20 protein-coding genes are annotated in these 23,938 nt (G+C 54.6%); 9 read left to right on the top strand and 11 right to left on the bottom strand.

The features are described from left to right. Positions 1 to 156 precede the first annotated feature (156 nt). The 3 genes from ACF8O8_RS17195 to ACF8O8_RS17205 all read right to left on the bottom strand — a co-directional run bounded on the left by ACF8O8_RS17195 (position 157) and on the right by ACF8O8_RS17205 (position 2,870). Positions 157 to 1,293, bottom strand: a complete 1,137-nt coding sequence (locus ACF8O8_RS17195; protein ID WP_213883144.1) for a hypothetical protein — start codon at positions 1,291 to 1,293, stop codon at positions 157 to 159. Between the two features lie 231 nt (positions 1,294 to 1,524). Continuing rightward, positions 1,525 to 1,839: a hypothetical protein gene (locus ACF8O8_RS17200; RefSeq protein WP_308280948.1), complete on the bottom strand. Its 315-nt coding sequence runs from the start codon at positions 1,837 to 1,839 to the stop codon at positions 1,525 to 1,527. A gap of 104 nt (positions 1,840 to 1,943) precedes the next feature. After that, entirely contained in the window at positions 1,944 to 2,870 is a 927-nt protein-coding gene (locus tag ACF8O8_RS17205; protein WP_213883172.1) for a LysR family transcriptional regulator, read from the bottom strand. 228 nt (positions 2,871 to 3,098) lie between these two features. On the opposite strand from ACF8O8_RS17205, the gene ACF8O8_RS17210 reads away from it, so the two are divergent. From ACF8O8_RS17210 to ACF8O8_RS17225, 4 genes are all read left to right on the top strand, one after another. Continuing rightward, complete coding sequence (locus ACF8O8_RS17210) at positions 3,099 to 4,535, top strand: NAD-dependent succinate-semialdehyde dehydrogenase (protein WP_213883143.1); 1,437 nt, start codon at positions 3,099 to 3,101, stop codon at positions 4,533 to 4,535. A 12-nt stretch (positions 4,536 to 4,547) separates the two neighbouring features. Continuing rightward, positions 4,548 to 4,886 carry a carboxymuconolactone decarboxylase family protein gene (locus tag ACF8O8_RS17215; protein WP_213883142.1) on the top strand — a complete coding sequence of 113 codons (339 nt, stop codon included), beginning with the start codon at positions 4,548 to 4,550 and terminating at the stop codon, positions 4,884 to 4,886. Next, positions 4,883 to 5,878 carry an NAD(P)H-quinone oxidoreductase gene (locus ACF8O8_RS17220; RefSeq protein WP_213883141.1) on the top strand — a complete coding sequence of 332 codons (996 nt, stop codon included), beginning with the start codon at positions 4,883 to 4,885 and terminating at the stop codon, positions 5,876 to 5,878. Before ACF8O8_RS17215 ends, ACF8O8_RS17220 begins: the two co-directional genes overlap by 4 nt. 603 nt (positions 5,879 to 6,481) lie before the next feature. Beyond that, positions 6,482 to 7,099 carry a histidine phosphatase family protein gene (locus ACF8O8_RS17225; RefSeq protein ID WP_213883140.1) on the top strand — a complete coding sequence of 206 codons (618 nt, stop codon included), beginning with the start codon at positions 6,482 to 6,484 and terminating at the stop codon, positions 7,097 to 7,099. A gap of 5 nt (positions 7,100 to 7,104) precedes the next feature. On the opposite strand, the gene ACF8O8_RS17230 is transcribed toward ACF8O8_RS17225, so the two are convergent. Next, positions 7,105 to 7,290, bottom strand: coding sequence for a hypothetical protein (locus ACF8O8_RS17230; protein ID WP_213883139.1), 186 nt, complete (start codon positions 7,288 to 7,290; stop codon positions 7,105 to 7,107). Positions 7,291 to 7,624: 334 nt separating this feature from the next. On the opposite strand from ACF8O8_RS17230, the gene ACF8O8_RS17235 reads away from it, so the two are divergent. The 3 genes from ACF8O8_RS17235 to ACF8O8_RS17245 all read left to right on the top strand — a co-directional run bounded on the left by ACF8O8_RS17235 (position 7,625) and on the right by ACF8O8_RS17245 (position 10,539). Further along, the gene (locus ACF8O8_RS17235; RefSeq protein ID WP_213883138.1) at positions 7,625 to 8,626 is read left to right on the top strand and encodes a metallophosphoesterase; all 1,002 of its coding nucleotides are present in this window, start codon (positions 7,625 to 7,627) and stop codon (positions 8,624 to 8,626) included. A gap of 22 nt (positions 8,627 to 8,648) precedes the next feature. After that, the gene (locus ACF8O8_RS17240) at positions 8,649 to 8,768 is read left to right on the top strand and encodes a type II toxin-antitoxin system Phd/YefM family antitoxin (RefSeq protein ID WP_162911999.1); all 120 of its coding nucleotides are present in this window, start codon (positions 8,649 to 8,651) and stop codon (positions 8,766 to 8,768) included. Between the two features lie 1,021 nt (positions 8,769 to 9,789). Then, positions 9,790 to 10,539: an NAD-dependent deacylase gene (locus ACF8O8_RS17245; protein ID WP_213883171.1), complete on the top strand. Its 750-nt coding sequence runs from the start codon at positions 9,790 to 9,792 to the stop codon at positions 10,537 to 10,539. A 201-nt stretch (positions 10,540 to 10,740) separates the two neighbouring features. Here the strand turns inward: ACF8O8_RS17245 and ACF8O8_RS17250 are convergent, their stop codons facing one another. Together ACF8O8_RS17250 and ACF8O8_RS17255 are read right to left on the bottom strand one after the other, a co-directional pair. Then, positions 10,741 to 11,055: a nucleotidyltransferase family protein gene (locus ACF8O8_RS17250; RefSeq protein WP_213883137.1), complete on the bottom strand. Its 315-nt coding sequence runs from the start codon at positions 11,053 to 11,055 to the stop codon at positions 10,741 to 10,743. Positions 11,056 to 11,165: 110 nt separating this feature from the next. After that, complete coding sequence (locus ACF8O8_RS17255) at positions 11,166 to 11,585, bottom strand: hypothetical protein (RefSeq protein WP_213883136.1); 420 nt, start codon at positions 11,583 to 11,585, stop codon at positions 11,166 to 11,168. Between the two features lie 269 nt (positions 11,586 to 11,854). Between ACF8O8_RS17255 and ACF8O8_RS17260 the strand changes: the two genes are divergently transcribed. After that, complete coding sequence (locus tag ACF8O8_RS17260; protein ID WP_213883170.1) at positions 11,855 to 14,821, top strand: TrlF family AAA-like ATPase; 2,967 nt, start codon at positions 11,855 to 11,857, stop codon at positions 14,819 to 14,821. Between the two features lie 301 nt (positions 14,822 to 15,122). On the opposite strand, the gene ACF8O8_RS17265 is transcribed toward ACF8O8_RS17260, so the two are convergent. From ACF8O8_RS17265 to ACF8O8_RS17280, 4 genes are read right to left on the bottom strand one after another with little or no spacing between them, the layout of a single operon-like run. Further along, positions 15,123 to 15,971 (bottom strand): hypothetical protein, encoded by an 849-nt coding sequence (locus ACF8O8_RS17265; RefSeq protein WP_213883135.1) that lies wholly within the window; start codon positions 15,969 to 15,971, stop codon positions 15,123 to 15,125. Further along, positions 15,968 to 17,209: a hypothetical protein gene (locus ACF8O8_RS17270; RefSeq protein ID WP_213883134.1), complete on the bottom strand. Its 1,242-nt coding sequence runs from the start codon at positions 17,207 to 17,209 to the stop codon at positions 15,968 to 15,970. Before ACF8O8_RS17270 ends, ACF8O8_RS17265 begins: the two co-directional genes overlap by 4 nt. Continuing rightward, positions 17,206 to 17,853, bottom strand: a complete 648-nt coding sequence (locus ACF8O8_RS17275) for a hypothetical protein (protein ID WP_174141220.1) — start codon at positions 17,851 to 17,853, stop codon at positions 17,206 to 17,208. The genes ACF8O8_RS17270 and ACF8O8_RS17275 overlap by 4 nt, the downstream gene beginning before the upstream one ends. Continuing rightward, positions 17,850 to 21,578 (bottom strand): ATP-binding protein, encoded by a 3,729-nt coding sequence (locus ACF8O8_RS17280; protein WP_213883133.1) that lies wholly within the window; start codon positions 21,576 to 21,578, stop codon positions 17,850 to 17,852. Before ACF8O8_RS17280 ends, ACF8O8_RS17275 begins: the two co-directional genes overlap by 4 nt. Positions 21,579 to 21,665: 87 nt before the next feature. Between ACF8O8_RS17280 and ACF8O8_RS17285 the strand changes: the two genes are divergently transcribed. Continuing rightward, positions 21,666 to 22,607, top strand: coding sequence for a YafY family protein (locus tag ACF8O8_RS17285; RefSeq protein ID WP_250159262.1), 942 nt, complete (start codon positions 21,666 to 21,668; stop codon positions 22,605 to 22,607). Positions 22,608 to 22,838: 231 nt separating this feature from the next. On the opposite strand, the gene ACF8O8_RS17290 is transcribed toward ACF8O8_RS17285, so the two are convergent. Then, positions 22,839 to 23,831, bottom strand: a complete 993-nt coding sequence (locus tag ACF8O8_RS17290) for a DNA-binding protein (RefSeq protein ID WP_349738902.1) — start codon at positions 23,829 to 23,831, stop codon at positions 22,839 to 22,841. Positions 23,832 to 23,938 lie beyond the last annotated feature (107 nt).

Consider the following 23,938-nt stretch of genomic DNA (forward strand, 5'->3'; position numbering starts at 1 on the left):
TTGCTCAGAAAAAGCCGAAAGGTCACTGCCGTATCGCAATACGTCGATCCGCCAACATGCTATGCGGGCAGCTCCCGTCTGCAGTTAGCCATAAACCCACCGACGCTCTGATACTCACCCCCTGGTGCGCCACACCCCAGCGGCCATACTCAGAGATCAGTCTGGAATAATACGCGATATAAATTTCAAACCAAATGTGGGGCAGTCATATTTCGTAGTACCCCCATCAGACTTATACTCCTCCAAAAGCGCTTCCTCATGAAGATCTGCCATCACCCCCCACGCCCTGAAGGAAATAAGCTCGCTATCGGCAAGCATAAACTTCCTTAGCGTACGCCAAGGCGATGGAGCTTCAGGTACAGGGCCAGCTATACTCTTGAGAAAATAGTCACCTTTTGAAATTGCATTGATCGTCGAATAGGTGACTCCGGAGCTCTCCCATTCAGTAATAACGTCATGCAGGGATTCAGATATTTTGTTCGGAATACTGACTTCGTAGCGCTGAAACTTCTCACACGGATTGATATCAAGATACGTAATGCTGTATCTGGCCACGGTACGCTCTCTCAAATCTCGCCACAGGAAAGCGAATCCATGTGAATTTATTTCATTGGACTTCCTAATAATTCGTTCAAATGCAGACTTTATTTGTTCAAGATGTTTATCCAGATCCTCAATAGCACCTCCGCTGTATATGTTATTTGCATATATGCAATTCTGGAGGCCTGAAAAGGTATTCTTATTGAATTTCAATGGCGTATTATCATTGAGAAGCTTTTCAGGCGGGAGATGCTCAAGTCGTAGTGGCGAGGTAGATTTTGGTTGCAGACATAAAATATTTCGCTTATGCCAAAATATCTCACTAAACAAATAGTTTTTTAGAAGAGTTGGCCAATAATTTGAGATTATCACGCAAATTACATCACCATTTGAAATGAGTGGGAAATGCGCTTTAATGGCGTTTGTATATGCACCCAGCTCCGTTCCAGCTTCTCTTGTAGGATTTGAAGAGTTCTTGAGTTCGACCACTACAAATGTTTCCATTCCGGGGTCGTACAGCAGAAAGTCAGGCTTTATTATTTCCGACGCGAATAGAGAGATATTTTTATCTTCACTAACGAGTACCGTCTCGCGCGAGCACATCAAGCAATATTCATACGACTCGATAATGCGATTGCGCCGTACATCACCATCTTTTTCGTATTTGCATGGAATAATTATATCGCCTAGGCCGCTAAACTCCCGAAGATGCACCCCTATCGCTTCCTGCATTTCTTTTTCGTTATTAAACATTAGTCATCCTAGAAATCATTGTCTGTATGTTTGTTAGACGTTTACTGAGTGCGGCCCATTGACTGAGTGCAAAATCTACTCACTGTCTATGATAGCCATCAATCAGGCTAATGGTACGCTGAAAGGTGTATTCGTTGGTGCTGCCTGCCCCTCTTCGTTGAGCTCAGCTAGTCCACTGGCCTCAATCCTCCTGAAGCTGCCATCGTGCTGGCGTACCCGGTATTCGCACCGCTAAGCACCGCCGCGCTTCATCGCCTCCTGGATGTCGGCGGACGCGATCACGGTCACCGGGGTGAATTGATGAAAATGCTTCCTCGATCGGAATGGCTGCAAGCACCTGCCCGACGGCAGTCCGAATGATCTTGAAAAACGCTCATCGGCGGTGACCCGGTTTTCCGGAATGGCCCACTCCCATGTTCCGATGATGGCGCCAGCATCGAGCGCCAATTGCAGGCTTTCTGAAACGGTCGTCGGTAACGCGTGTTCATGATTGGGTGATGCCGGAGCATCAAAGGTGTCAGAACTCCCAAGGCATTCGCGATCCATAAATTGCCCCTTCTCTTGCGCGTATGAGCGAGGAGCCACTGGATGCGATACTCGAGCGTGATGATTGAGCTTGGGCGAGTCAGACGCTCATTGCTTCCGCTTTGCTAATGAATGAGTTCCTCGGCAATCACCGCCAGCTGGCCACCGACCCTGTCCTTCAAGACATCAATGAATCGGGTGATCTTGGCATCGATGAACTGCCGCGATGAGTACACCGCGTACACGTTTCGTTCTTCGGTGAAGTAATCAGGAAGCACACGGATCAGTTTTCCCGCTCGCAGATCGTCGATGGCTGCGAATCCCGCCAGCAAGCCGACACCCGCACCGCTTCTAACGGCAACAGACATGGCCTCCATGTCATTCACACTGAAACCTGGCCCGCTGGGGATGAACGTTGCATCATCCATTCGACTCTTGAGCTGCCACTCATCTCGCGCGTAGTCCACAGTGCCCAGCAAGAGACATTGATGATCAACCAGGTCTGCAGGTGCTTTGGGCGCTCCATGGTTCGCCAGGTAATCGGGCGATGCCACCAATACGCAATGGCTGACTCCAATTTTCTGGCTCACATAGCTTGAGTCTGGCAGCACCCTGGCGATCTGAATCGATACGTCCAGCTGGTCTTCAAGCAGGTTTGGCATGCGCTGCGAGAGCATCAAGTCGATCGTTACGTCACCAAACGCCTTGCGGTACTCCAGCGCGGCCTCAGTAACAAGGTGTCGAGCAAGGCCAGGCACACAATGGACGCGGAGAATGCCTCGAGGTTGGAGCAATGCGTTGCTCGCTTCTGCCTCAGCGTTTTCAAGGTCGGCCAGGATAACGGTACAGCGCTCGTAGAATCGTCTGCCCGCATCGGTGACCGACAAGCGCCGGGTGGAGCGCTGAAGCAGGCGCGTATCGAGCATCTGCTCGAGCGCCGACACCGCCCTCGACACGTTTCCCACCGTGGAGTCGAGGTGATTGGCCACTGCCGTGAAGCTACCCATCTCAACGACCTTCACGAACACCGACATATTAGAAAACTTGTCCATCGACCTCTTCCCCTGAGCCTGCTCATTCACCTGCCACTGTGTGCAAATCAGTGCGCATTTGAAAGCGATTTTGCCTTTCTGCACAACAATCATTCCCTTCAGCTGGGCTAAATCCATCCCGGCGACCTCCATAGACTCAATTCCACGGGCCGGCGCCAGCCACCGTCTTCCAAGCCCTGCGTAGCTTCCAGTGCAGGCCAACCAGAGAACCCTATGAAGGTCACAGCCATGAACACACCCTATGACTCGCTCTACCTTTTCATCGGCGGCAAATGGATCGACGCAGACGACCGTAAAACGGCGACCGTCAGAAACCCCGCAACTGAAGAAATCATCGGTCAGGTGCCGCTGGCTACTGCTTACGAGCTTGATCTGGCCCTCGAGACGGCGAAGCTCGCGTTTGAACAATGGCGCAACACGGTTCCAGCTGAGCGTGCCCGGGTTCTCAAACGCGCTGCCGACCTGATCCTGGAACGTGCAGCACACATCGCCGCGCAGATGACGCTGGAAGAAGGCAAGCCGATTGGCGAGGCCATGGACGAGGTTACCCGGGCGGCGGAGTATTTCGAGTGGTTCGCCGAAAGCGCTCGGCGCATCGATGGTCGTGTGGTGTCGGCCAACCGCCCCGGTGTGCTGCAACTGGTCAAGCGCCAGCCAATAGGCCCCGTTGCCGCGTTCACCCCTTGGAATTTCCCGGCAATCACGCCAGCACGCAAACTGTCTGCAGCGCTGGCGGCCGGCTGCAGCGTCATTCTCAAGCCTGGTGAGGAAAGCCCCTCTACTGCCCTCGCCCTTGCTCGTGCCTTGGATGATGCTGGGTTGCCGAAAGGTGTGCTGCAGGTCGTGTTTGGAGTACCCGATGAGGTCTCAAGCCAGCTGATCGCGTCGCCGATTATTCGCAAAGTGACCTTTACGGGCTCTGTGCCCATTGGCCGCTTGTTATCGAGTCGCGCAGCCGAAGGCGTCAAGCCGATCACGCTCGAACTGGGTGGCCATGGCCCAGTGCTGGTGTTCGACGATGCCGATGTGGAACGCGCCGCTGTGGAGGGCGTCACCAACCGCTTCCGCGGTACCGGCCAAGTCTGCATCTCTTCAACCCGTTTCCTGGTTCAGCGGAGTGTCTACCCGCAATTCGTCGATCAATTCGTGTCCGCGACCAAAGCACTGCGGGTCGGCAACGGTATGCACCCTCATACGCAAGTCGGGCCGCTCGCCAACCTGCGGCAGTTGAACAAGATGGAGGAACTGGTGGCTGATGCTGTCGCCAAGGGAGCCCAGGTGTTGGCCGGTGGCGAAGCCTTGCCTGGGCCAGGTTTCTTCTTTGCACCCACCGTGTTGGCCGATGTGCCGATGGATGCACGCATCATGCACGAGGAGCCATTCGGCCCGATCGCAATCTTGATGCCATTCGAAGGGCTGGCGGATGGATTGGCTGAGGCGAATCGCTTGCCCTATGGCCTGTCGGCGTATGCGTTCACCAGCAATGCGCGGACGGCCATCGATGTTGCCGATGGTTTGGAGGCCGGCATGATCGGGATCAATCAGTACCGCATCGTCGCCACAGAGTTGCCCTTTGGCGGAATCAAGGAGAGCGGGCACGGTTCGGAAGGCGGCATCGAAGGTATCGAGCATTACCTCACCAACAAATTCATCAGCCAGGTTTGAGGAGCTGCCCCCATGACAGGTCTCAACTTTACAAGCCCTCGGGAGGCGGCCAGGGCTTTCACGCCGAAACTCTCGGAATTCATTGACTCGACGCTTTACCCGCAAATCTGGGGCGACGCCTCTTTGTCACCACGCGACCGGAGCCTCATCACCATCGCGGCACTGATTGCTGGTGGTCACTCCGATGAGTTGCCGGCCCATCTGCGGCGTGCTGTAGCCAACGGCATTACGCGTGAGGAGCTTGCTGGAGCCATTACCCACCTCTCCTTCTATGCAGGATTTCCTGCAGCGATCACTGCATCTGCCATCGCCCATTCCACGCTCGTTGACTCGGAGCCATTGAAGCCATGAAAGCGATCACCTTTGAAACCTTTGGCGGCCCTGAAGTGCTCCAGGTGAGTGATGTACCCGTGCCGGAAGTCCGTCCCGCCGACCTGCTGGTACGCGTACACGCTGCCGGCGTGAATCGAGCGGATCTAACCCATCGAACTGGTGGCTATGGGCGTCCCAATTTCGGCGACTCGCTGATCATCGGCCTGGAAATTTCGGGTGAGGTGATCGAAATAGGCAGTGAGGTGTCAGGTTATCAAATCGGCGATCGCGTGATGGGGGTTGTGGGTGGCGGCGCCTATGCTGAAATTGCGCGTATTGATTACCGCATGGCAATGCCGATTCCTGCTGAGCTCGACTACGTGCACGCTGCGGCGATCCCGGAAGTCTTTGTGACCGCTCACGAAGCAATGATCCACCTGGCGAAGCTGAAACCAGGCGAGTCGGTACTCATCCATGCCGCTGCGGGTGGCGTTGGTTCAGCAGCTGTGCAGCTCGCTTACGCCATGGGCGCCAAAGTCTTCGCCACCGCAGAGGCTGGAAAACTGTCCCGGGTCGAGAATCTGGGTGCCGATGTCACTATCGATTACAAAGCGCAGGACTTTGCCCAGGTCGTCGCGCAGCACACGGAAGGGCAAGGTGTCGATGTCATCATCGATTTTGTAGGTGAGCCCTACTTCACCAGGAATATCAAGTCGCTCGCCAAGGGTGGCCGCCTGGTACAGGTAGGAATTCTGGGTGGAGGTGGTGAAGTAAGTCTCAAGCTGGAAGACGTCCTTTACCGCCACTTGCAGATCATCGGCACTGTGATGAAGTCGCGCACACAGTCTGAAAAGCATGCGATGGTCAGACGCTTCCGCGAACATTGGCTCGATCGCTTTGAGGGTGGAGGCAGTCTCGAGCCAGTGGTTGATAGCACCTTCCCATTGGCGCGAGCCGCGGATGCACACCGGAAAATGGAGGCTTCACTCAATGTCGGAAAGATCATCCTGACAATGTCGGCAGAGACCTGATTCAGTTTCCTTCACTCAGTTTTCAGGGGATTGGGAGACTCTGAAGCCATCCCTACGTGTGATAGACCTTGCCCGCCTAGCAGCGGGCTTTCTTTTGCCTGTGGCCGCGACCGGCTGGCCAAGCAGGAACACTTCGTAGAATCGGACTACTCGGATCCGTCAGGACGGGCAAGCATTTGGAGCAGCTGATCAATCAGCCCTCGCGCATCCTGTTCGTACCCTTCACGCCACCGGTGCGACCAATCTTGAGGAGATCCCTCCTCCTCCCACTCGGCTAATGCGAGGCCATTGACTATCTCCATCTCAAACCAAAGGGTCTTCCACCCTTCAGCGTCTGACACTAGGTTGGAGTTTTGCCAGGCGAATTCCGTCTGAGCCACGAGACGTGACCAGCTCATCAGAGCTTGAGGTGCTACTTGGGCCAGTACCCTTAGCGCCGAAACTGTCAGCACGAGTTTCCTTCAGAGTTTACGAACACACTGCTCTGCATTCTGCCAGAGAGAGCTCTCTTTTCACGATCTCTCCCTTTCGCCATGGCTATCCCACACGTTGCCATGCCAGCATGGCGCAATCCAAGCAACGTGAGCCAGGGAAGGATAGTCAATGAAGAACGTCAGGCTGATACGCCACGGCGAGAGCGCCGCCAACGCTGGCGAGCCAACTAGGGATCACGCAAGCATTCCTTTGACGGCAAAAGGCCTGGAGCAAGCCCGTATCGTCGCTCAGTCGATCGCTAGCGCCCCTGGCCTCATTCTGGCCTCACCGTTCCTTCGCGCCCAAGCAACCGCACTTGCTACCACGGCACTTTATCCTGGTGCTGCTTTCGAAACTTGGCCGATTCACGAATTCACCTACCTTGCGCCGACGCGCTGTGTAGATACGACGCTCGTACAAAGGCGGGGCTGGGTCGATGCTTACTGGCAGAGATCAGATCCTGCTTTTTCTGACGGCGAAGGAGCGGAGTCCTTCCGTGATCTCGTGGCCAGGGCTCTGCATTTCCTTGACCGAATCGCAGAACACTCGGCCAATGAGATCGTGGTGTTTTCACATGGTCAGTACCTCAACACAGTTCGCTGGCTCCTCGAGAAACAGCCGCAGGAGATCGACGGTGATGCAATGCTGGATTGGCGTAAATACGAGATAGCGAACCATATCCCGAATTGTCAGGGGTTCTCGCTCAGCAGGCATACGGACGGAAGGAGCTGGGCTCTCGGTCGCTGAAAACGTCAGAGCGCTACATCAACAGTCGCAGTCAATACACTCAGCATGGCGGCGCCGAAGGAGTTCTTTAGCCCGGCATGGATTTCTTCGGGTGAGTGCAGCAACACCTGATTTAGGACAGTGCTGAGGGCCGCAGTGGCGTCGATCCCCCCGTCCAAAAGGGCTTTAGCCGCGTCTAGGGACAAGCTCATGAACGTTAACCGTCCGTGAAATGTTGGATATCGCTAGACACGGGAGCAGCGCTTTTTTCAATCTTCGATCACGCCCTGCCAAGCCATTCAACATGGTGAGTAATGAACCCCATGGCGGCGACGAAATTTTTTCGTCTCGGCGCCAGCTAAGCGCTCTCCATAGTGATCCCATTTTGGGACATTAGCCCATAAAAACGCGCTTAATGTTCCCATTTGGGATCATTACGGGAGGCGTGTCTGAAGGGGCAGCATTCCTCGACGTATGGGTTGGATAAGCGGAAAATAGGTGGGTTATCGACATGCCGGCAACGGCACCGGAGACGTGCCCTACCCCATGAATTCCAAGGTTCTTCAGCTCCCGAAAAATCTCCACGGCCGAGATTTTGTTGTGGGAGACATCCACTTCAAAACCACAGATCTACACCGCGGTCTGCGCGCATTGGGCTTCGATAAAGCTAAGGATCGGCTTATTGCCGTGGGTGATTTGATTGACCGTGGGCCTGGCGTATTGGATGGGCTAAAGCTGCTCGGCGAGCCTTGGTTCTTCAGTGTCCAGGGCAACCACGAGCGGATGCTAATCGACGCTTATGACGCTAATCCCGAGGCTCGCTATTCTGCGCATGGCGCGGGCTGGTGGATGACGATCGCTGATGAGTCAAAAGCGATGATCATCGAGAAGCTTCGGAGTCTTCCGGTCGCGATCGAGGTTGCGTCGAATCGGGGCGTCGTCGGCGTTGTGCACGCAGACGTGCCGGCGGGCGTGGCCTGGCCGACCTTCCTGGAGCAACTCGACAATCCCGCGATGGCGGAAATCGCCTTGTGGGGGCGAGATCGGATCGTTAAGCACCATCGTGAAGGCGTCCCGGGAGTGTGGCGAGTCTGTACCGGGCATACTTGGATTCCGCGGCCTTTGAGGTTAGGCAATGTGCTGGCACTGGATGTCACCGGTGGTGCCGACGGTTCGCTGGCCATCTACAGCATTCAGGAAGACAAGATCTTCATTGATGGTGTTGCTACGTCGGTCGACCAGGCGGAGACCTTGAGTGAGCAGCTTCAGGAGCTTGAGCGGCGTGCCGGAGCTCTCAAGACTACGGTGAACAGTAACAAGCTCATCGAGACACAGGTAATGGCTGCGGAGCTTGAGTCGGTGGTGAAGATGGTCAATTCGATGTGGCAAGACGTTCGCGAAGGCGTTGAGGAGCAGCAACGGCTGTTTAACGCGCTGCATGGGCTGAGCCTTGCGACTGGTGAGCGTCGGGGCGCCAAGCTCGACGAGATATGTGCCAGGCATGAGAACACACAGGTCGAAGGGCTCCTTCGTCGACTATTAGGTTAATAGGGGGTTTATGGAGTACGTGATGAGCATCAGCCAGGCGCGTCGACGTTTTCGTCGCGTGCTCAAGCTCGCAGAGAAAGGTCATACGTTCATTTTGACCCGATGTGGTAAGCCAGTATGTCGGCTGGAGCTCGACGAGTAGGCGTACAGAGCTTTCTAGGGCGTGCCCGTTGGGTCGGCTCTCATGAACCAAGCCGCCCGCTTCGCATTCGTCTTGGCCCTCCGGGCTTCGATCCTCACGCCTTGCGCGCTCCGCTTGCACGCGGTACCCGTACCAGATTCGGGTCGATTTGTTTCGTAGATCATTCAGTGGCGACAAGGCTACAGGCGCCAGCGATTGATCAAGGGGGGCTGATTCTTGCCTCATCGCCAGCAGGCCGCTCAAGAGCTCGGACAGTTCTTCCCTAGAAAATTGGTACGTAAGCCATGCTCGGCAAAGTCATCTGCCCTGCTGTACACGCGGGTTCGACCCCGCACTCTGCTGTGTCCTGAACGCGGCTCCAAAAATAGCTCTCAGTCGTTCAATGATTCCAGGTTGCCCAGAGTGACGAGCTGCCTCGAGTTTCTGGATCTTTGCGATCATTCTGACGATGCTTTCCCTAGCGCGCTGGCGACTTCCTGTCCTTTTCATTGGTGCCTCGGAGATGGTGTGGATGGCGTCTCGCGAGCTTCACCCTAGCATTCTGGAAAACGGCGCGCCTACCCCATCAGACACAGCGATTTGTCATAGCACAGAAAAACTGTACATACATACAGTTATTTTCTCCCTGCCGGGAGATTTGATACTCAGAGCTCGCTGCCGTCTCAAAACTGTCCAGAAAAGGCAGGTCAGTTAGCCCGGAAGGCCCGTGGTTTGGGGCTTACGATAAATTATGGGGCTTTGACGGCATGTCCGGTTCCGTGCCGATCTACCAGCGCCAGCGATGCAAAAAATGCTCGATCGGTATGCGTTTCTCCGTAGCTGATAGATTGACTGTATATAAATACAGTTATCTTGACAGGAACCGCCCCTACACGATCTTCCCTGCGCCTTAGCGCCAGCTTGGTTTTCTGGACACTTATGCGACTTACACAAGCGCTGCTGCTCGATCATTCAGCATCGCGCGATGACCAAGCAGGTAGGCTCGGGTAACCTCAAGGGAACGAATATCCAGGACATCTCAATGCCGCTCACTACTATCGCTAAGCTGTTGCGGGAGGCAAGGCACGTTGTCGTTTTCACCGGCGCCGGCGTATCCGCCGAGAGTGGGATCCCAACATTCAGAGATGCATTGACCGGTCTCTGGTCTCGATTCGACCCTGCTCAATTAGCGACCGCCGAAGCGTTCCGCGCGGATCCTGGGCTGTGCTGGGGTTGGTATGAGTGGCGTAGGTTGAAAGTGCTCCAAGCGCAGCCGAATGCAGCTCATCTCGCGATTGCAGAACTCGCTCAGCACGTTCCTAAGCTGACAGTCGTGACCCAGAACGTGGATGACCTGCATGAGCGGGCTGGTAGCCAGGAAGTGATTCATCTCCACGGTAGCCTTCATTCACCCAGGTGCATTGACTGTGGCAATGCATATCTGACGGCCCTTCCCTCTGATGACTTGCCTGTGGACGGATGCAGACTTGAGCCTCCGCGGTGCACTGGGTGTAACGGGTACATCAGACCTGGCGTTGTCTGGTTCGGGGAGATGCTTCCGGAAGCAGCCTGGAGCGCTGGCCTTACGGCTGCAGGTGACTGTGACCTGTTCTTCTCGGTCGGTACGTCTGGGGTCGTTTATCCAGCCGCGGAACTGCCCTTGCGTGCCCTAGGGGGTGGTGCCACGGTCGTGCATGTCAACCCGGTACGGTTTGAGGTCAGTGGCCGAGAACGATTCCTGGAGGGGCCCGCGTCTTCCATGCAAGCGCTGGTCACGGAGGCTTTCGGATGAGCCCTACTTTGCAGGCACAGGTTGATAGCGTTTGTGCACTCATTCGACTGCATGATCACGCTAGTGACTGATGCCCCAGAGTACGACTGGGAGCTGTTCTGCGAACTCGCGTACAACGAAGGTAAGTGGCCGCACAACGTGTATCGGCGCCCACCAACGCGCTTACCCGCTAGCCCCCCAAAAAGGATCACATCTGCCACGTCAGGAGTCTGGTCGCAGGGGAATTGCAGAGTGCTCCACCTCGGATTTGAGGTGATCAGGGATGTTGTTCGCGACGTTTATATCAACCAGTACCCCCAGCATCGCCTCCAGGGTCGACTCAAGATCCAAGATGTCGAAGAGGGAGATCTTCCCTTCCCGCTCTGCTGGTATGGTGACGAGGAGGTCGACATCACTGCCCTCGATGTCTTCACCGCGACTAACTGAGCCGAAAATTCGGACGTTGACGAAACCGTAGGCCTCGACCGCCTTACAGATCATGCCGCTTTTGCCTCGAATAGCCTGGGATGGTTTCATGGCGTGCGCTCTGGTTGACTAGCTTCCACTGGAGCCCAGTTACGTGGACTGGGATGTGGGGGATGAGTGATCGGGGACAGATCACCCACTACGGCCACTGGATATGAGGATCAGTCGCCGAACAGCGTCTTCAGTACCGAAGACGCGAAGGGAATTGCGGCCAGGCCTAAGAGTGCGGTCTTGAACTCTCCCAGTTGCTGCCAGGTGATTTTCCCTGCAACGAGCCCACCGATAATAACGAAAGCTACAAATGCCGGCCACGCTCTGATAAACAGCCTCAGAAGACCCGCCTTCGTAAGGGAGGCGCTGATACGTGGAAAGGCCCGGCGATAGTCCGTACCGATGTAGGCAACGTACAGGCCTGCAGCCGCAAGGATACCTACGAGCACTGACGCGCTCACGTTGACGGTCGACAGTCCCCAGAAAAGCGCCAGCAGCTTGCTACCCAGCCAGCCGAGCCGCTTGATGTACTTGTTGGCGGTTTTCATCTCAGGGATGGGAAATCGAGGGTCGTATGATGATCCGAACATCTGTGCTCCTTTTTATTCCGGCGAGCCCCGTGCCCGCATTACGCCCATCGTAAGGGTGTAGAACTCTTTCACCTAGCCGAAACGAGCCATTGAAACTCAGCTGTTTGGTACGGAGCACTTCTCTCACGAGGATGCTCTTCATCGGCTTCGGATTGACAGGACTGAAGGCATGAAAAATAGTGGCAAAGTGACAGTCTCACGCCTCTTTCGCTTGCCGCTCTCAGAATCGGGACTGCCCTCACCCTTCCTCTGCTTACTAGGACGTAATGATGCAGACCGAGCCAAAACCCCTTACTTCCGGATCTCGTTGGCTTCGGTGGGATCCTCACGTACATGCCCCAGGTACGCTGTTCAACGATAATTTCAGAGGTGATTGGGACGGATACCTGAAGGCCCTTGAGGAATCATCCCCCCAGATCAGCGCGATCGCAGTAACTGACTACTACCTGCTCGACACATACAAGCAGCTGGTTGAGCATAAGCAGGCAGGCAGGCTCCCAAACTGCGAGCTCCTTTTTCCTAACGTAGAGATCCGCTTTGATGTTGGGACGGCGAAATCATGGATCAATGCCCACTTATTGGTGTGTCCGGATGAACCGGATCATCTGGACGAGCTGGAGCGGTTTCTCGCCTCGCTGTCCTTCAAAGCCTTCGAAGACGAGTTCCGATGCACACCCAGTGATCTGAGGCGGCTAGGGAAAAAAGCCAAGCCTGAGATAGTCGACGATCGTGCTGCATTGCGACATGGCGCTGAGCGATTCAAGGTGTCGTTCCAGGAGCTTAGGGACAAGTACAAGCAAAGCCAGTGGGCGCGAGACAATTTGATCATCGCTGTAGCGGCCAAGCAGAACGACGGAACCGCAGCTTTGCAGGACGGCGCCGATGAAGTTCTCAGGCAAGAAATCGAGCGCTTTGCACATGTGATTTTCGCTTCGAATCCCAATCAACGTGAGTTTTGGTTGGGCCGCAAAGGGCTGTCAGCAGCAAGCTTGGTAGAGCGGTACAACGGTCTGAAACCTTGCCTTCACGGCAGTGATGCTCACCAAACTTCCAAAGCCGGTGCGCCCGACGAGAAGAGATACAGCTGGCTAAAAGGTAGTCCTACCTTCGATACGCTTCGACAAGCGTGTATTGACCCTGGTGGGCGAGCCTTCATTGGAGAAGAACCGCCTCCATATGGTAACTCCTCTGAAGTGATTGCTCAGGTCGACATAACCAACGCGCCGTGGCTCACCACACCTTCTCTCGAACTCAATCCCGGCCTGATAGCCGTGATTGGCGCCAGGGGCTCTGGAAAAACAGCGCTAGCCGACATCCTCGCTGCGGGATGTGAAGCGCGAGGCAACGCTATCACTGGACATTCATTTTTGGTGAGGGCGCGTGAACACCTACAGGATGCTGAGGTAAACATCACCTGGTGCAATGGTGAGGCCGAATCCAGCCCGCTCAGCCAAACAACCGACGACGATTTCGTGTATCCCAGGGCTCGATACCTATCGCAACAGTTTGTTGAGGAGCTCTGCTCTGCTGATGGGATGACTGATGGATTGCTGACTGAGGTTGAGCGAGTCATCTACGAGTCCCACTCCTCAACAGAGCGTGAGGGTGCAATCAACTTCAATGACCTGAGAGAAATCAAGTCCGAACGCTATCGCGAGGCCCGGCGCCGGGAAGAGGAATCCTTGGGTGGCTTGTCAGAACGTATCAACATTGAGTTCGAGAAGCGCAGCTTAGTACCGCAGTTGAAAGCTCAGGTACAAGAAAAGGACGCCCTGGTTGCCAGGTTGACCGAAGACAGAAGCAAGCTCGTCGCAAAAGGGTCAGAGAGTAGGCTGGCAAGGTTGCAAGCTCTGACAACTGCCTCAGAAAAGATCGCCGGTTATGTCAGACACTTCAAAGCCCAGGAGCAGCAGGTTCTGCTGATGCAAGATGAGGTGGGTAACATCCGCCGTATTGTTGCCCCCAGCGATCTTCGTGAAATCCAGGCTCGCCATGCGGCCAGCGGCTTGGGTAGTGATGAATGGGGTGCATTCTTCCGGGATTACAAAGGCGATGTCGACGCCATTCTGTCCGGCATGCTGCTCAATGCACGGAGAAACAGGGATGGTTGGCTTGGTGTGCCTCCTGCGAAACAGGAAGACGTTGAGACCCCGTACATTGATGACGCCACCGACCTTGACCAATGCAGCTTGGCTCAACTGCAGGCAGAAATTGCTCGATTACAGCAATTGGTGAGCATTGATCAGGAAACCACGAAGCGCTTCAAGGAGCTTTCGACCAAAATCACGACAGAGTCGGAGCTCTTGCGGGCTAGCAAAGAGAAGCTGGCCGACCACGAGGGGGCAGCCGAGCGCCTTCAGAGCTTGCTCAACGAACGCAATGATTCCTACAAGCGCGTGTTTTCAGCCTTGGTGGCTGAGGAGCGTGTACTGCAAGAGCTGTACTCACCGATCAAAGCGCTTCTGGAGAGCGCTCAAGGCACGCTGAACAAGCTGTCGTTCTCTGTTGCGCGCACGGTGGACATCGACGCCTGGGCTGAAGAAGGAGAGTCACTACTCAACCTCTCAAAGAAAGGCCCATTCAGAGGTCGAGGCACATTACGCGAGAAGGTACTTGAGTCACTCAATACACCGTGGCTACAGGGTGACGAAGACACCGCGCTGGCGGCGTTGAAGGAGTTCATCAAAACCTATCAGGAGCAGCTGCTTGAGCACTCCCCAGTAGCTGCATCCGACCTTGCCGAGTACCGCCGATGGACAAAGCGGCTTGCCCAGTGGCTCTATGGCACCGACCACATCTCCGTCCGATACGCTGTCAATTACGATGGCATTGAGATTCAGAAGCTCTCCCCTGGGACGCGAGGGATTGTACTGTTGTTGCTCTACCTTTCCCTTGATGGGAATGACAGTCGACCGCTGATTATTGATCAGCCTGAAGAGAACCTTGACCCAAAATCCATTTATAACGACCTCGTCCCATTGTTTATGGCTGCGAAGGCTACTCGTCAAGTCATCATGGTGACTCACAACGCCAATTTGGTCGTGAACACAGACGCAGATCAGATCATCATCGCCGAATGTGGCCCGCATGTGCATGGTCAATTACCACCGATTACCTACCATTCGGGCGGGCTGGAAGATCGAACGATTAGAGAGCGTGTATGTGAAATTTTGGAGGGTGGCGAGACCGCTTTCAAGGAGCGAGCTCGCAGGCTGAGGGTTCGGCTCTCGCGATAGATTTGCAGCCTGCTTAGCGGAGTAAAAACAGCTAAGCAGGCAGTCCCTCGGGCAGTCTCACTTGGCTTAATCTCGCCTCTACGTGCACATCTGCTGAGCGTCCACTGCAACGAGGCTCGATTTACGAAAACAGGTGGCCTAATCCGCCATATTCAAATCCGCAGAAATCATCCGGTTTAATTACGCTAGCCTACGTACTTAAAGGGATTGAACGGCTAAACAAATCCGCAACGACCATGGTTGAGGCCATCCAGCTAGAGGGCTAACGTCCTCTGGTACCCAATTGGGTGCAAGGCCTGCGCTAAGCCCTGGATTCGTCAGACCAGACTTTCAACTCCCGCCCAGCCATTGATTCCTGGCTGAACCCGGTGCGAAGATCCTTGAGTAGGGACGCCAAGGGATGTCCTGACTTAAGCAAGCCATCCATCATGTGCGCCTGGGTCATGTAGTCATGAGGCTTATCCAGCTCCTTTGCTTTCAGCTCATGTAGCCCGTCAAGCGTGCAGCTTACAATCCCACAGCAACTGGCAGCGTTTAAGCTGTTGGCCAACCCCTGAGGATCGGTGTCTGGGAAGTAGTACACGTTCGGAGTCGCTTTAGCCAAGGCTGCAGCTGACGCGATTGAAAATTGTGGTGACCCTCTAAATACCCAGGGTGCACCCACCAGTTCTGCCGGCACTTGGTAGAGGTGTGCTTGCAAGAGAACCTCAAGGTTTTCGATCATGACGAAACAATCGAGCCCAGCTACGAGATCTGCAGGGATAGCCAGTGAGCCGCCTTCAGGAATCTCATACTGGCGCTCAGCCAACACCACCTTACCCTCTGGGCTGCTAATCAGTACCAGGTTTCGGCTGATGACCTCGTTTGATGCTTTTTCTACGCGAGAGCGGCTAGCTAATTCGATCCTAGAGCCTTCAACCCTCCTCGACTCCACTGGATCCCAGCTCACCTTATCGATGAGAAGGTTTCTAAGTGCTTGGCGGTCAAGGGGGCTGAGCAGCAGCTTGCTGCCGCTGATCTCACCGATCCCGTAGCTCTGGTGAATTATCTTCCAGAGTTTGCCCAATCCCGTACTCTCATGACCCAAGCGTACTGCGGTGCTGATCATCTCAATGCTTCGCTTGCTGCGTAAAACGCTGTGGTCACTCATTCGCCGCGTCTCTTTATGCGTAGGGTTAGGTCAGTCACTACCTGGTTCGCGATACCTCTCGGCATGGGCTCAGCTACAGGTTCGAGCACGTACCTCAACGGTATTTCAGTTTTTTCCGCCACAACCAAAAGGTTTCGATAGTAGGCGTCAAGTGCATACAGCCACACGTTAACGCCATACTCCCGTTCGGCATTGTCGGCCCAATAACGGCTAGCACTCTGCGGTGTCCGGCTCTCCTTTAAGGCCTCCAGCATCGCCTCCAGGTGCGGCTGGGCAAAAGGAATTGGAGCTTCTACGACCTCCACCACAGTGGGTATGACGCGTGCCGGCGGCCTGGCCCTAGGATCTTCACTCGCCTTCCTTACCTTGGGAGCGGGCAGCGACTGAATAAGAAGCGCCATGTCGTCAATTGCTTGTGAGTCTTCCACTGGAGGATGGAGGTGGCCTCCAAGAGCTAACGGTGAAGCACTGACCCACTCCGCGGCGTCCGCCCGATCCAGAATGTCATCCAGATCTGGTACGTTCCCAGCTTGGAGCCAGCTCTCGACGGCGAGCACGACCTGGCGCATGCGATTGCGTTTTCTGACAGTCACTCCCAACTGGTCGAGCCTTTTGATCAGATCAACAAGGCGAGTTCGCTCCCTCATAACTGCATTGTGAAGAGTAGTGATCAGCAGTCGACGTAATGTCCTATCGCTGAAGCACCAGCTTGAAAGCTTGTTGTACTCAAACGAATCGAGCTTGTTAGCCAAGCGCTCCAGTCGTTCGACAGCCTGCCGAATGTCACGCAGACGGTCTTCGAATCTAGGAGAAAAACCGTACCTACCCTCAATAAACTCAGTCGCTGCCCGATGCTCATCGCGCAGATGAGTGACCACCTGTCGAACGGCAAGCCAAATCGACCTTTGCTCCCTTTCAGCGTCTGCGTGAGAGAAATCCTTAGCTGATTGGAAGCGCTCACAAGCCTGCTCAATCTTGACCAGCAACTCTTCAAGGTCTGGAGCCGAAAGCTCAAAGCGCTGCGAGCTGATCCTTACGCCCAAGTCGATCAAGAGCGATGAAGGATGAAGACTGCCCTCAAACTCGTCGACAAGGTGCTGTCTGATCAGCCACATAATGCCGTTGGTCATGATCTCTGGCTTGCTTGCGCCTTCTTCGTCTGCCTGGACAATCAATTCAAGTGTTGAGGCGTTGGCAATCAGGTGTTTTCCGAGTGTTGCCCAATCTTCTGCTCTCACAGGATGAACTCACTCTGCGCGTCACCGGCTGGCTCAATCTCGACTTCGGGCAGCAATTTCTGGTGCTCAACGATCCAGGACATGGCTCTGTAGAGATAAGCCATTTTTCCAGTAGCTATGTAGATAGAGGATGCCGTCCCCTTTCTGATCAGATAGCCCTCCTCCTCCATCGTTTTGAGCACCACGGAGAGCTTGTCACTGTGGCTCTCGCCGCGCTTGGATTTACGGAAAAAGGTATGCCCAGCAAGATCACGCAGCAGATCAGCACAGATTGTGCTGCTCTCTACCTGGCTCAGTAACTCTGCAGTGAATACTTCCTCTCCGGGCGCTAGGCAGGCGTCACCACGTCCGGCACGCGCGCATAGCTGAATAAACTCTACAACCGGCCAGATTGCATCTCGGATTCGCTTGAAATCTTCTGAGGCTGCAGCGCGGTCTTTTGGGTGGGACAGATTTACGAAGCGAGAGAAGAACGCACTTGGTTGCTCAAGGTCTCCCAAGCAACCGAGAGTCCTCCCCAGTGGCTGCAGAGCTTGCTCAATGGAGCGAGCATATGTCGCGTTGCATAGCTGGTTGTAGAGTTCTGGAGCAGAGTACCGGCAGATAAAGCGTCCTGCCAACAGGCTTTCGAGGGCGTCTCTCATGCGATGATCTCCTGCTCTTCATCAAGCTCCAGCTCTTCATTCAGAGCAGCCAGCCTATCAGTCTCAGGTGCTTGGTACTGTTTGACGTAAACTGCGCCGGAAGGACGGCGATCAAGCGCATAGAGGTGGGTGAAGTGCCGGATAAGCTCAGGCGCACCGCCTGGGAAACCCAGCATGAGCTGAGAGTTACGAGCGTTGAAATACTTGAGCAACGTATATGCGTTGTTCACATCCAGCTCCAGGGCTTCATCGATCGGCAGCAGCAAATCGAAGTCAGCATCTCGTCGAATGAGTTCAAAAAGGGCCTGATAGATCATCCCTACGATGATTTTGAGCTGCCCCGTGCTAAGCCCATCTCCCAAGTCTGCCGTGTTGAAGGCAACCTTTTGCACGCCGTTGACCATCCAGCTCAAAGAAACGTCGAAACAGTCAGCAAGTTTTGTTGAAAGCCAGCCCCCAGCCTTCATCCGTCGTTGCATGGAGATCAGGCGTTCATTGAGGGCGTCTGTGGGAATTTCACCAGCTGGCTTAACCCGCCAGCGGTTGTACTGATCGACGAGAGCATCAATATCATCCCATGCACTGATATCGTGGATCCTGGAAACCACTCGGAACTCAAAATTCGTGAACTGCGGAAACGCCGCAAGTACCTCGTTCACCTTCTTCGTTGCCTTGCGGCCTAGCTCCATGATCGACCGATGCAGGCCATTGAGCACGGACTGATTTTCGGCCACCTGGGTGCAAAGCGCTCGGGTACGAGTAATCAGCTTGCTACGCTGCACGTCATGGCCTTCTGCGAGATAAATCAGCAGTTCAGGCGTGGCGTGGAACCACGCTCGCTCGCCAGTTGCGTCAGCGTGGCGTGATCGAGTAGCGATGTCTTGAATCGCATCGTACTCAGCAGTGTCACGCGGGCCGCCCATGGCCTCCAATTCGATTTTTCGGAAGAGATTGCGGCCTTCAGTCCGCTGGCTCTGGGCATCTCGCTGGAGGCGCCCCACCTCGCTCTCTATGTCGGCCGCTGTAAGTTTCCGCAAGCTGTCCAAATCAGAGTTCACGAAAGGGGTGAACTCCAAGCGCTTCAGGACGGAAGAGAGGATCAGCAAGCCCACTTCGATCTGTGAAAGCTGTTCGTTGAGCGCCGACTGGGCGGCCCTAAATGCACTTACTTGCTCGTTACGGGCTTGTACCAGCTCGCGAACCTCATCAAGAATGCGGCTCGTCATTTCGGCTGCCTGAAGGCGAGCTGCCTCAAGGGCCGGCAGTTTAGGAAGGTCATCCTTGAGCCAGAGCTGATAGTTGCGAAGCTCGGACTGATACTGGCTGAGTAAGGTGAGCTTCGCATTTATAGCTGCTATCTCTTCCTCAAGCTTTGAGATGATTGCGGCATCTACCCCAGCTTCGGTGAGCTCATTCAATCGCGCTTGATGGTAAGACTTGAGCTTTTCCTCCTTCTCCTGGTCGAGCTCGTCGCAGGCAGCTTTTTTTAAGCGATCGATCTCTCCCAGCTGAGCCGCTGTCTCCGCCTTAATCCTCTCCACGATAGCTTTAAGGTTCTCAACGTACTCTCGCTGAGTGTCCTTGAGCTCCTGGCGTTGGGTGCCGTGAAGGTTAAGTTGCTGCAAAGCCTCAGCTACGGCGCTGGAACACAGTGACCGCTCGTGCGCAATTTGTTCAGCCCCATCCTGCTCTAACGTAGAGATCAGCCCTTGCAGGGCCTTAATGTTTTCAAGATGCTTGTTTTGGCGCCCAACAATCTCGGCCTGCCCTGCCTGATGAAGCCTCCGTTGCTCCGAAAGACCAGCAGCTTTGCGACTGAGATGTTGCTGTTCCTCCTCAATCTCCACCAGGTGCTGGTTCGCCAGTGCTAGGCTCGACTCGATGGCATCGCTGTTGGCCTGCGCTACAGGCTGAAGCCGATCCAGATCTAACTGAATTCCGTAAAAGCCTGATGTATCTAGCGTTCCAGTCGGCGACAGGTCAGACCGCAGTAGAATTTCAGGATTGATAACGCGAGCAATGGATTGCTCCCATGCAGGGCACTCAGCACGGAGAAACGCCAGCAACGTGTCATCACTCGGATTGAGCTGGCGACTCAACAAGTTCACTTCAGCACGCAGTTGTTCCCGGCGACTTACTAGGTGTTGCTGATCATCCGCTACGGCCTGTTGATCTTTAGCGAAGCGGCGTTGCTCTGCTTCATGCTCGGTGAGCTCAACCGCTATCTTGTCCAGCTCGTCACGGATAGCCTGCACAGCTTTTTGCTCATTTTGGATTGCTTCCGCAGCCTCCGGAAGCAACCGTATTGATTCCAGGAACGCAGCCTGCTTCCTGTGCTCAGCAAGGGCAGTGGCCAGAATTGTATTTTTGCCATCATGGGCTTCGAGTTCAGCAGCGTGCTTTTCACGAACCGATTCGGTCTGTTGCTCAAGCTGTTCCAGTTGCGCGTGCGATTGTGTCCTGAGATCTGCCTGCTTGGAATCGGCCTCTTGAGTACGCTTCGCCTTGCGCTCAAGAACCGAGCGAATGAGATCTCCCTCCAGCCTTTCATAACGGTGTTGGATTCCCTGGCCCTGATCAACGAGCACGGTGTGCTCCTCGTTCAAGACGCGGAGGCCTTCCTCGATCGCAGTTCTTGAGATGTAATCATTCATCAGAGATGGGATGATACTTTTCTCAAAATCAGCGCGTTGAGCGGTCAGCTTCTCAACATCAGCTACTGCTTCTCTCTCTGCCCGACGCGCGCTCCCTAGGCGCTCCTGGACAGCTTCATTTTTGTCGTTGTAAACATCCGTTGCAGTGCTTTCGCGCTTACGAGCCTCTTCGATCTGCTCCTGAAGGCTCACCTTTCCAGCCAAAGCCTTTTCGTGCTGGTCTGACGCAATCCGTTTCAACCGACCTTGCTGCCCCTCATTGGTTACTAAGCGCGGATGCAGCTCTGAGAGACGATTGATTAGCGGCCGGATGCGAGACTCCATGATCAGGTAGCTGGCACGGCTATCAACCGCGCCGGTGAATGCAGCTAAATCCATCCCCGAGAGATCTACGCTCTCCACTCCAGTCTCTTGCTGAAGGATCTCCTTCATAGCCGATTTCATGGAGTCAAACGTGCCTTTAGACTCCAAAAGAGAGAACATCAGGTTATCGATACCACCAAAATGGTGCCTAAATGGTGCAAGCGAATAGGTACGTCGAAGGGCTGCAATCAAGCGTTTGCGGTCTGAAGAATTGATGCCTTCAAGGTCAGCTACACCTGTGTTGTACTGGATGACCCTAAGGTAGTCGCGTGGAGTGAGCTCCGGAGTGCAGTCGATTCGCATATTCGCAGCACGACGCTGTAGACTGCTCGGCTCGACTAAAAGACCAATGGTTTGATCCACATACAAGAGCTCCGCATCCCATGGGCTGCTTATCAGGCGATACGCGTACCCTGAGGAGGAGCGATGAAGCACTGCACATCGCGGCACATTCTCATGATTCAGGTACTCAAAAACGATGTAGCTAGTGAAGCTAGGCAGATAGTGATCGGCAAAGCTGGATGTGTTTGTCCCCGCCTTGACCATCCTGCCGGCACTGGCTCCGTAGAAAAGTGGGATGAGCTTCAGAAAGGTCGATTTACCAATGCCATTGGTACCTGTCAGGCAGGTATTGGCATCAACAAGCACTTCGGCCTTGTCGCCGGCACAAAGAGAGTCAATCAGAACGATGCGGAGCAAACGTGACATAGCAAACCTCTGAGGAAGGAGTCACATGGCGCACCTACAAGCCACCAGCTAAAATGAGCGCCACAAGAGATCATAATGATCTTGTGCTTGGACGATAACGATCCCGGCGCAAGCTTGCAACTGAGGTTTTATACAGTGAGTTCGACCGAAGAACTTCCGCAGCTGTCGCAGAAGCAGCGCGATCGACTGGCTTTCATCGAGCTCCACGCCTGGTTTTGTGGGGCAGTCTCACGCCAAGACATTGTTCAGCGTTTCGAGCTACAGACAGCTGCAGCCACTCGTGACTTGGCGCTTTATCGGCGATTAGCTCCAGAGAATCTGACTTTTGATACTCGTACGAAGGCCTATACGCCGGCCGACGATTTCAAGCCGATTTTTGAGTTCACCTCAGAGCAGGTACTCACCTGGGTTAGTCGAGGGTTTGGTGATGCAGAGCCATCCACTTGGACTCCAGGTATCCCCTGCATGGCTCAACCACAGCTTGCGAAGCCGCGGTTAGAGACTCTTGCGTCTATTTGCCGAGGGATTAAGCGTGGGCACGCAGTGAGGATCGAATACGAGTCCCTGCGTGAGAAAAGCGATCGGGAGTTTGTTCCGTATGCGCTGTTCGATAATGGCCAGAGGTGGCATGTGCGCGGATTTGATCGGAAGAGCGGTCAATTCAGGGATTTTGCGATCACTCGAATTACGGGTGTGCGCGCGGTTGAGGGGGATGTACACCCTCACGAGCAAATGAACGAAGATGATCAATGGAATCATCGAGTAGAGCTGGAGCTTGTGCCTCACCCTCAGCTCGGGAGGCCAGAGACCGCGCTGCTCGACTATGGTATGGATGAAAGCGCTACGCTGAAGGTTCGGCTCCGCTCTGCCGTGGTCGGTTATGCCCTCCGCCAGTGGTCAGTTGACTGCAGTCCTGATCACTCTCTCAATCCACTTGAATATCGTCTCTGGTTGAAAAATCCATTGGCACTTTATGGAGTTCATAACCTCGAGTTGGCTCCTGGCTATCCACGTAACGATGGGAAGTAATGCTAGGGCAGCGCAGTCTCATGATTGCCCTGCGCGTTGAGCTGCTGACCTGATTTGGGGTCGTCCACCATCGATGAGCTGAAGGCAATGTCAGCAGCGTTGCCTTGCAGCCCTATAGCCAGCCGGCCTAGCGCCGAGTGCTCATACAGACGCAAGCGCCTTCTCGGCCTCTCCGTTGGCGCATCACTCCAAGCAATCCCGGCATGGGATCAATTTTTACTGCTGAAGGCGCTAGCGGCCGGGGTCGTCAACTTTATTGGCGGTACGGTAGGTGCTGAGCGCCGCTTCAGCTTCTTCAAGCCTTTTGACCAGTTCGCTTTCTCGCTGCTGGCCTACTGTAGCATCCGATCGTACTTCGACTACTTCCTTGGCTTTCGCCTCCAATTGCTGGGTCAAAAGCTCCTTGGCGCCTTCGCCTCGAGCAATTGCTGCGTTGGCGATGCCGAGATCTCCTTTCAAGCGCTCGATAGCATCTCGCTGCTGCGAAACCTCTTTGGTCTGCTGGCGGCTCTCGCCAATCAATCGCTCATTGTCACGAATGAGTCGACTGATCTCCTCTTGCTTAACCATTAGCGTCTGCTGGATGACTGTCAGCTCTTGCTGCATCTGGTAGACCTGGGACTCATGGCGGCTAAGATCTTGCTCTCGCTGTTCCTTGACCGAAGCACGATAGTGTTCGAGGGCCTCCCGGGCATGCGCATGCTTTTGCTCCAAGGACTGGATCTGCCCGTCCTTCTCTTGAACCCGCACCTCAAGATCAGTGCAGCTCTGGCTGAGTCTGGCGTTACGGGTGAGCTCGGCCTGCAGTGAGGAATGAGTCGTTTTGAGCTCTTCATCCTGAGTTTGCAGGGCGGACTGCAGCTTGGCGACCTCGTCATTAGCTTGATTCAGCTGACTTTGAAGTGTACCGACCTCCTGCTTCATTGCCTTGCGCTCAAGATCAAAGGAGGCCCGTTCATGCGCCAGCGCCTCGTTACCTTCCTCCAGCAAGCGCTCCAGCATTTTGCCCACCAGCTCAGTCAGCTCATCACTTAGCCTGGAAGGAGAAGCCGATGGGCGAGGATCATGAGCTTCTATTTCCTTCAAATAGCGCTGAATTGTCGTCTTTGAGCCGGTATTTCCAAGTTCGATACGAATCGCGTCAATGCTTGGATTCTGGCCTCGGGCAACCAGCGCTTCACGAGCTCTGCGCACAAGCGCCAGGTTAATACCGCCTCTAGCCATGATCCCTCCTACGATTTCATACTGTTTTACGTTTCATGTAATTACGTGCCACTTTATCACGTTAAAAATCGTTTCGTACCTGGAATTTTGGCAAGAGATAATCACGA

It is taken from the genome of Pseudomonas sp. TYF_14 (assembly GCF_043105275.1).
Taxonomy (GTDB): Bacteria; Pseudomonadota; Gammaproteobacteria; order Pseudomonadales; family Pseudomonadaceae; genus Aquipseudomonas; species Aquipseudomonas alloputida.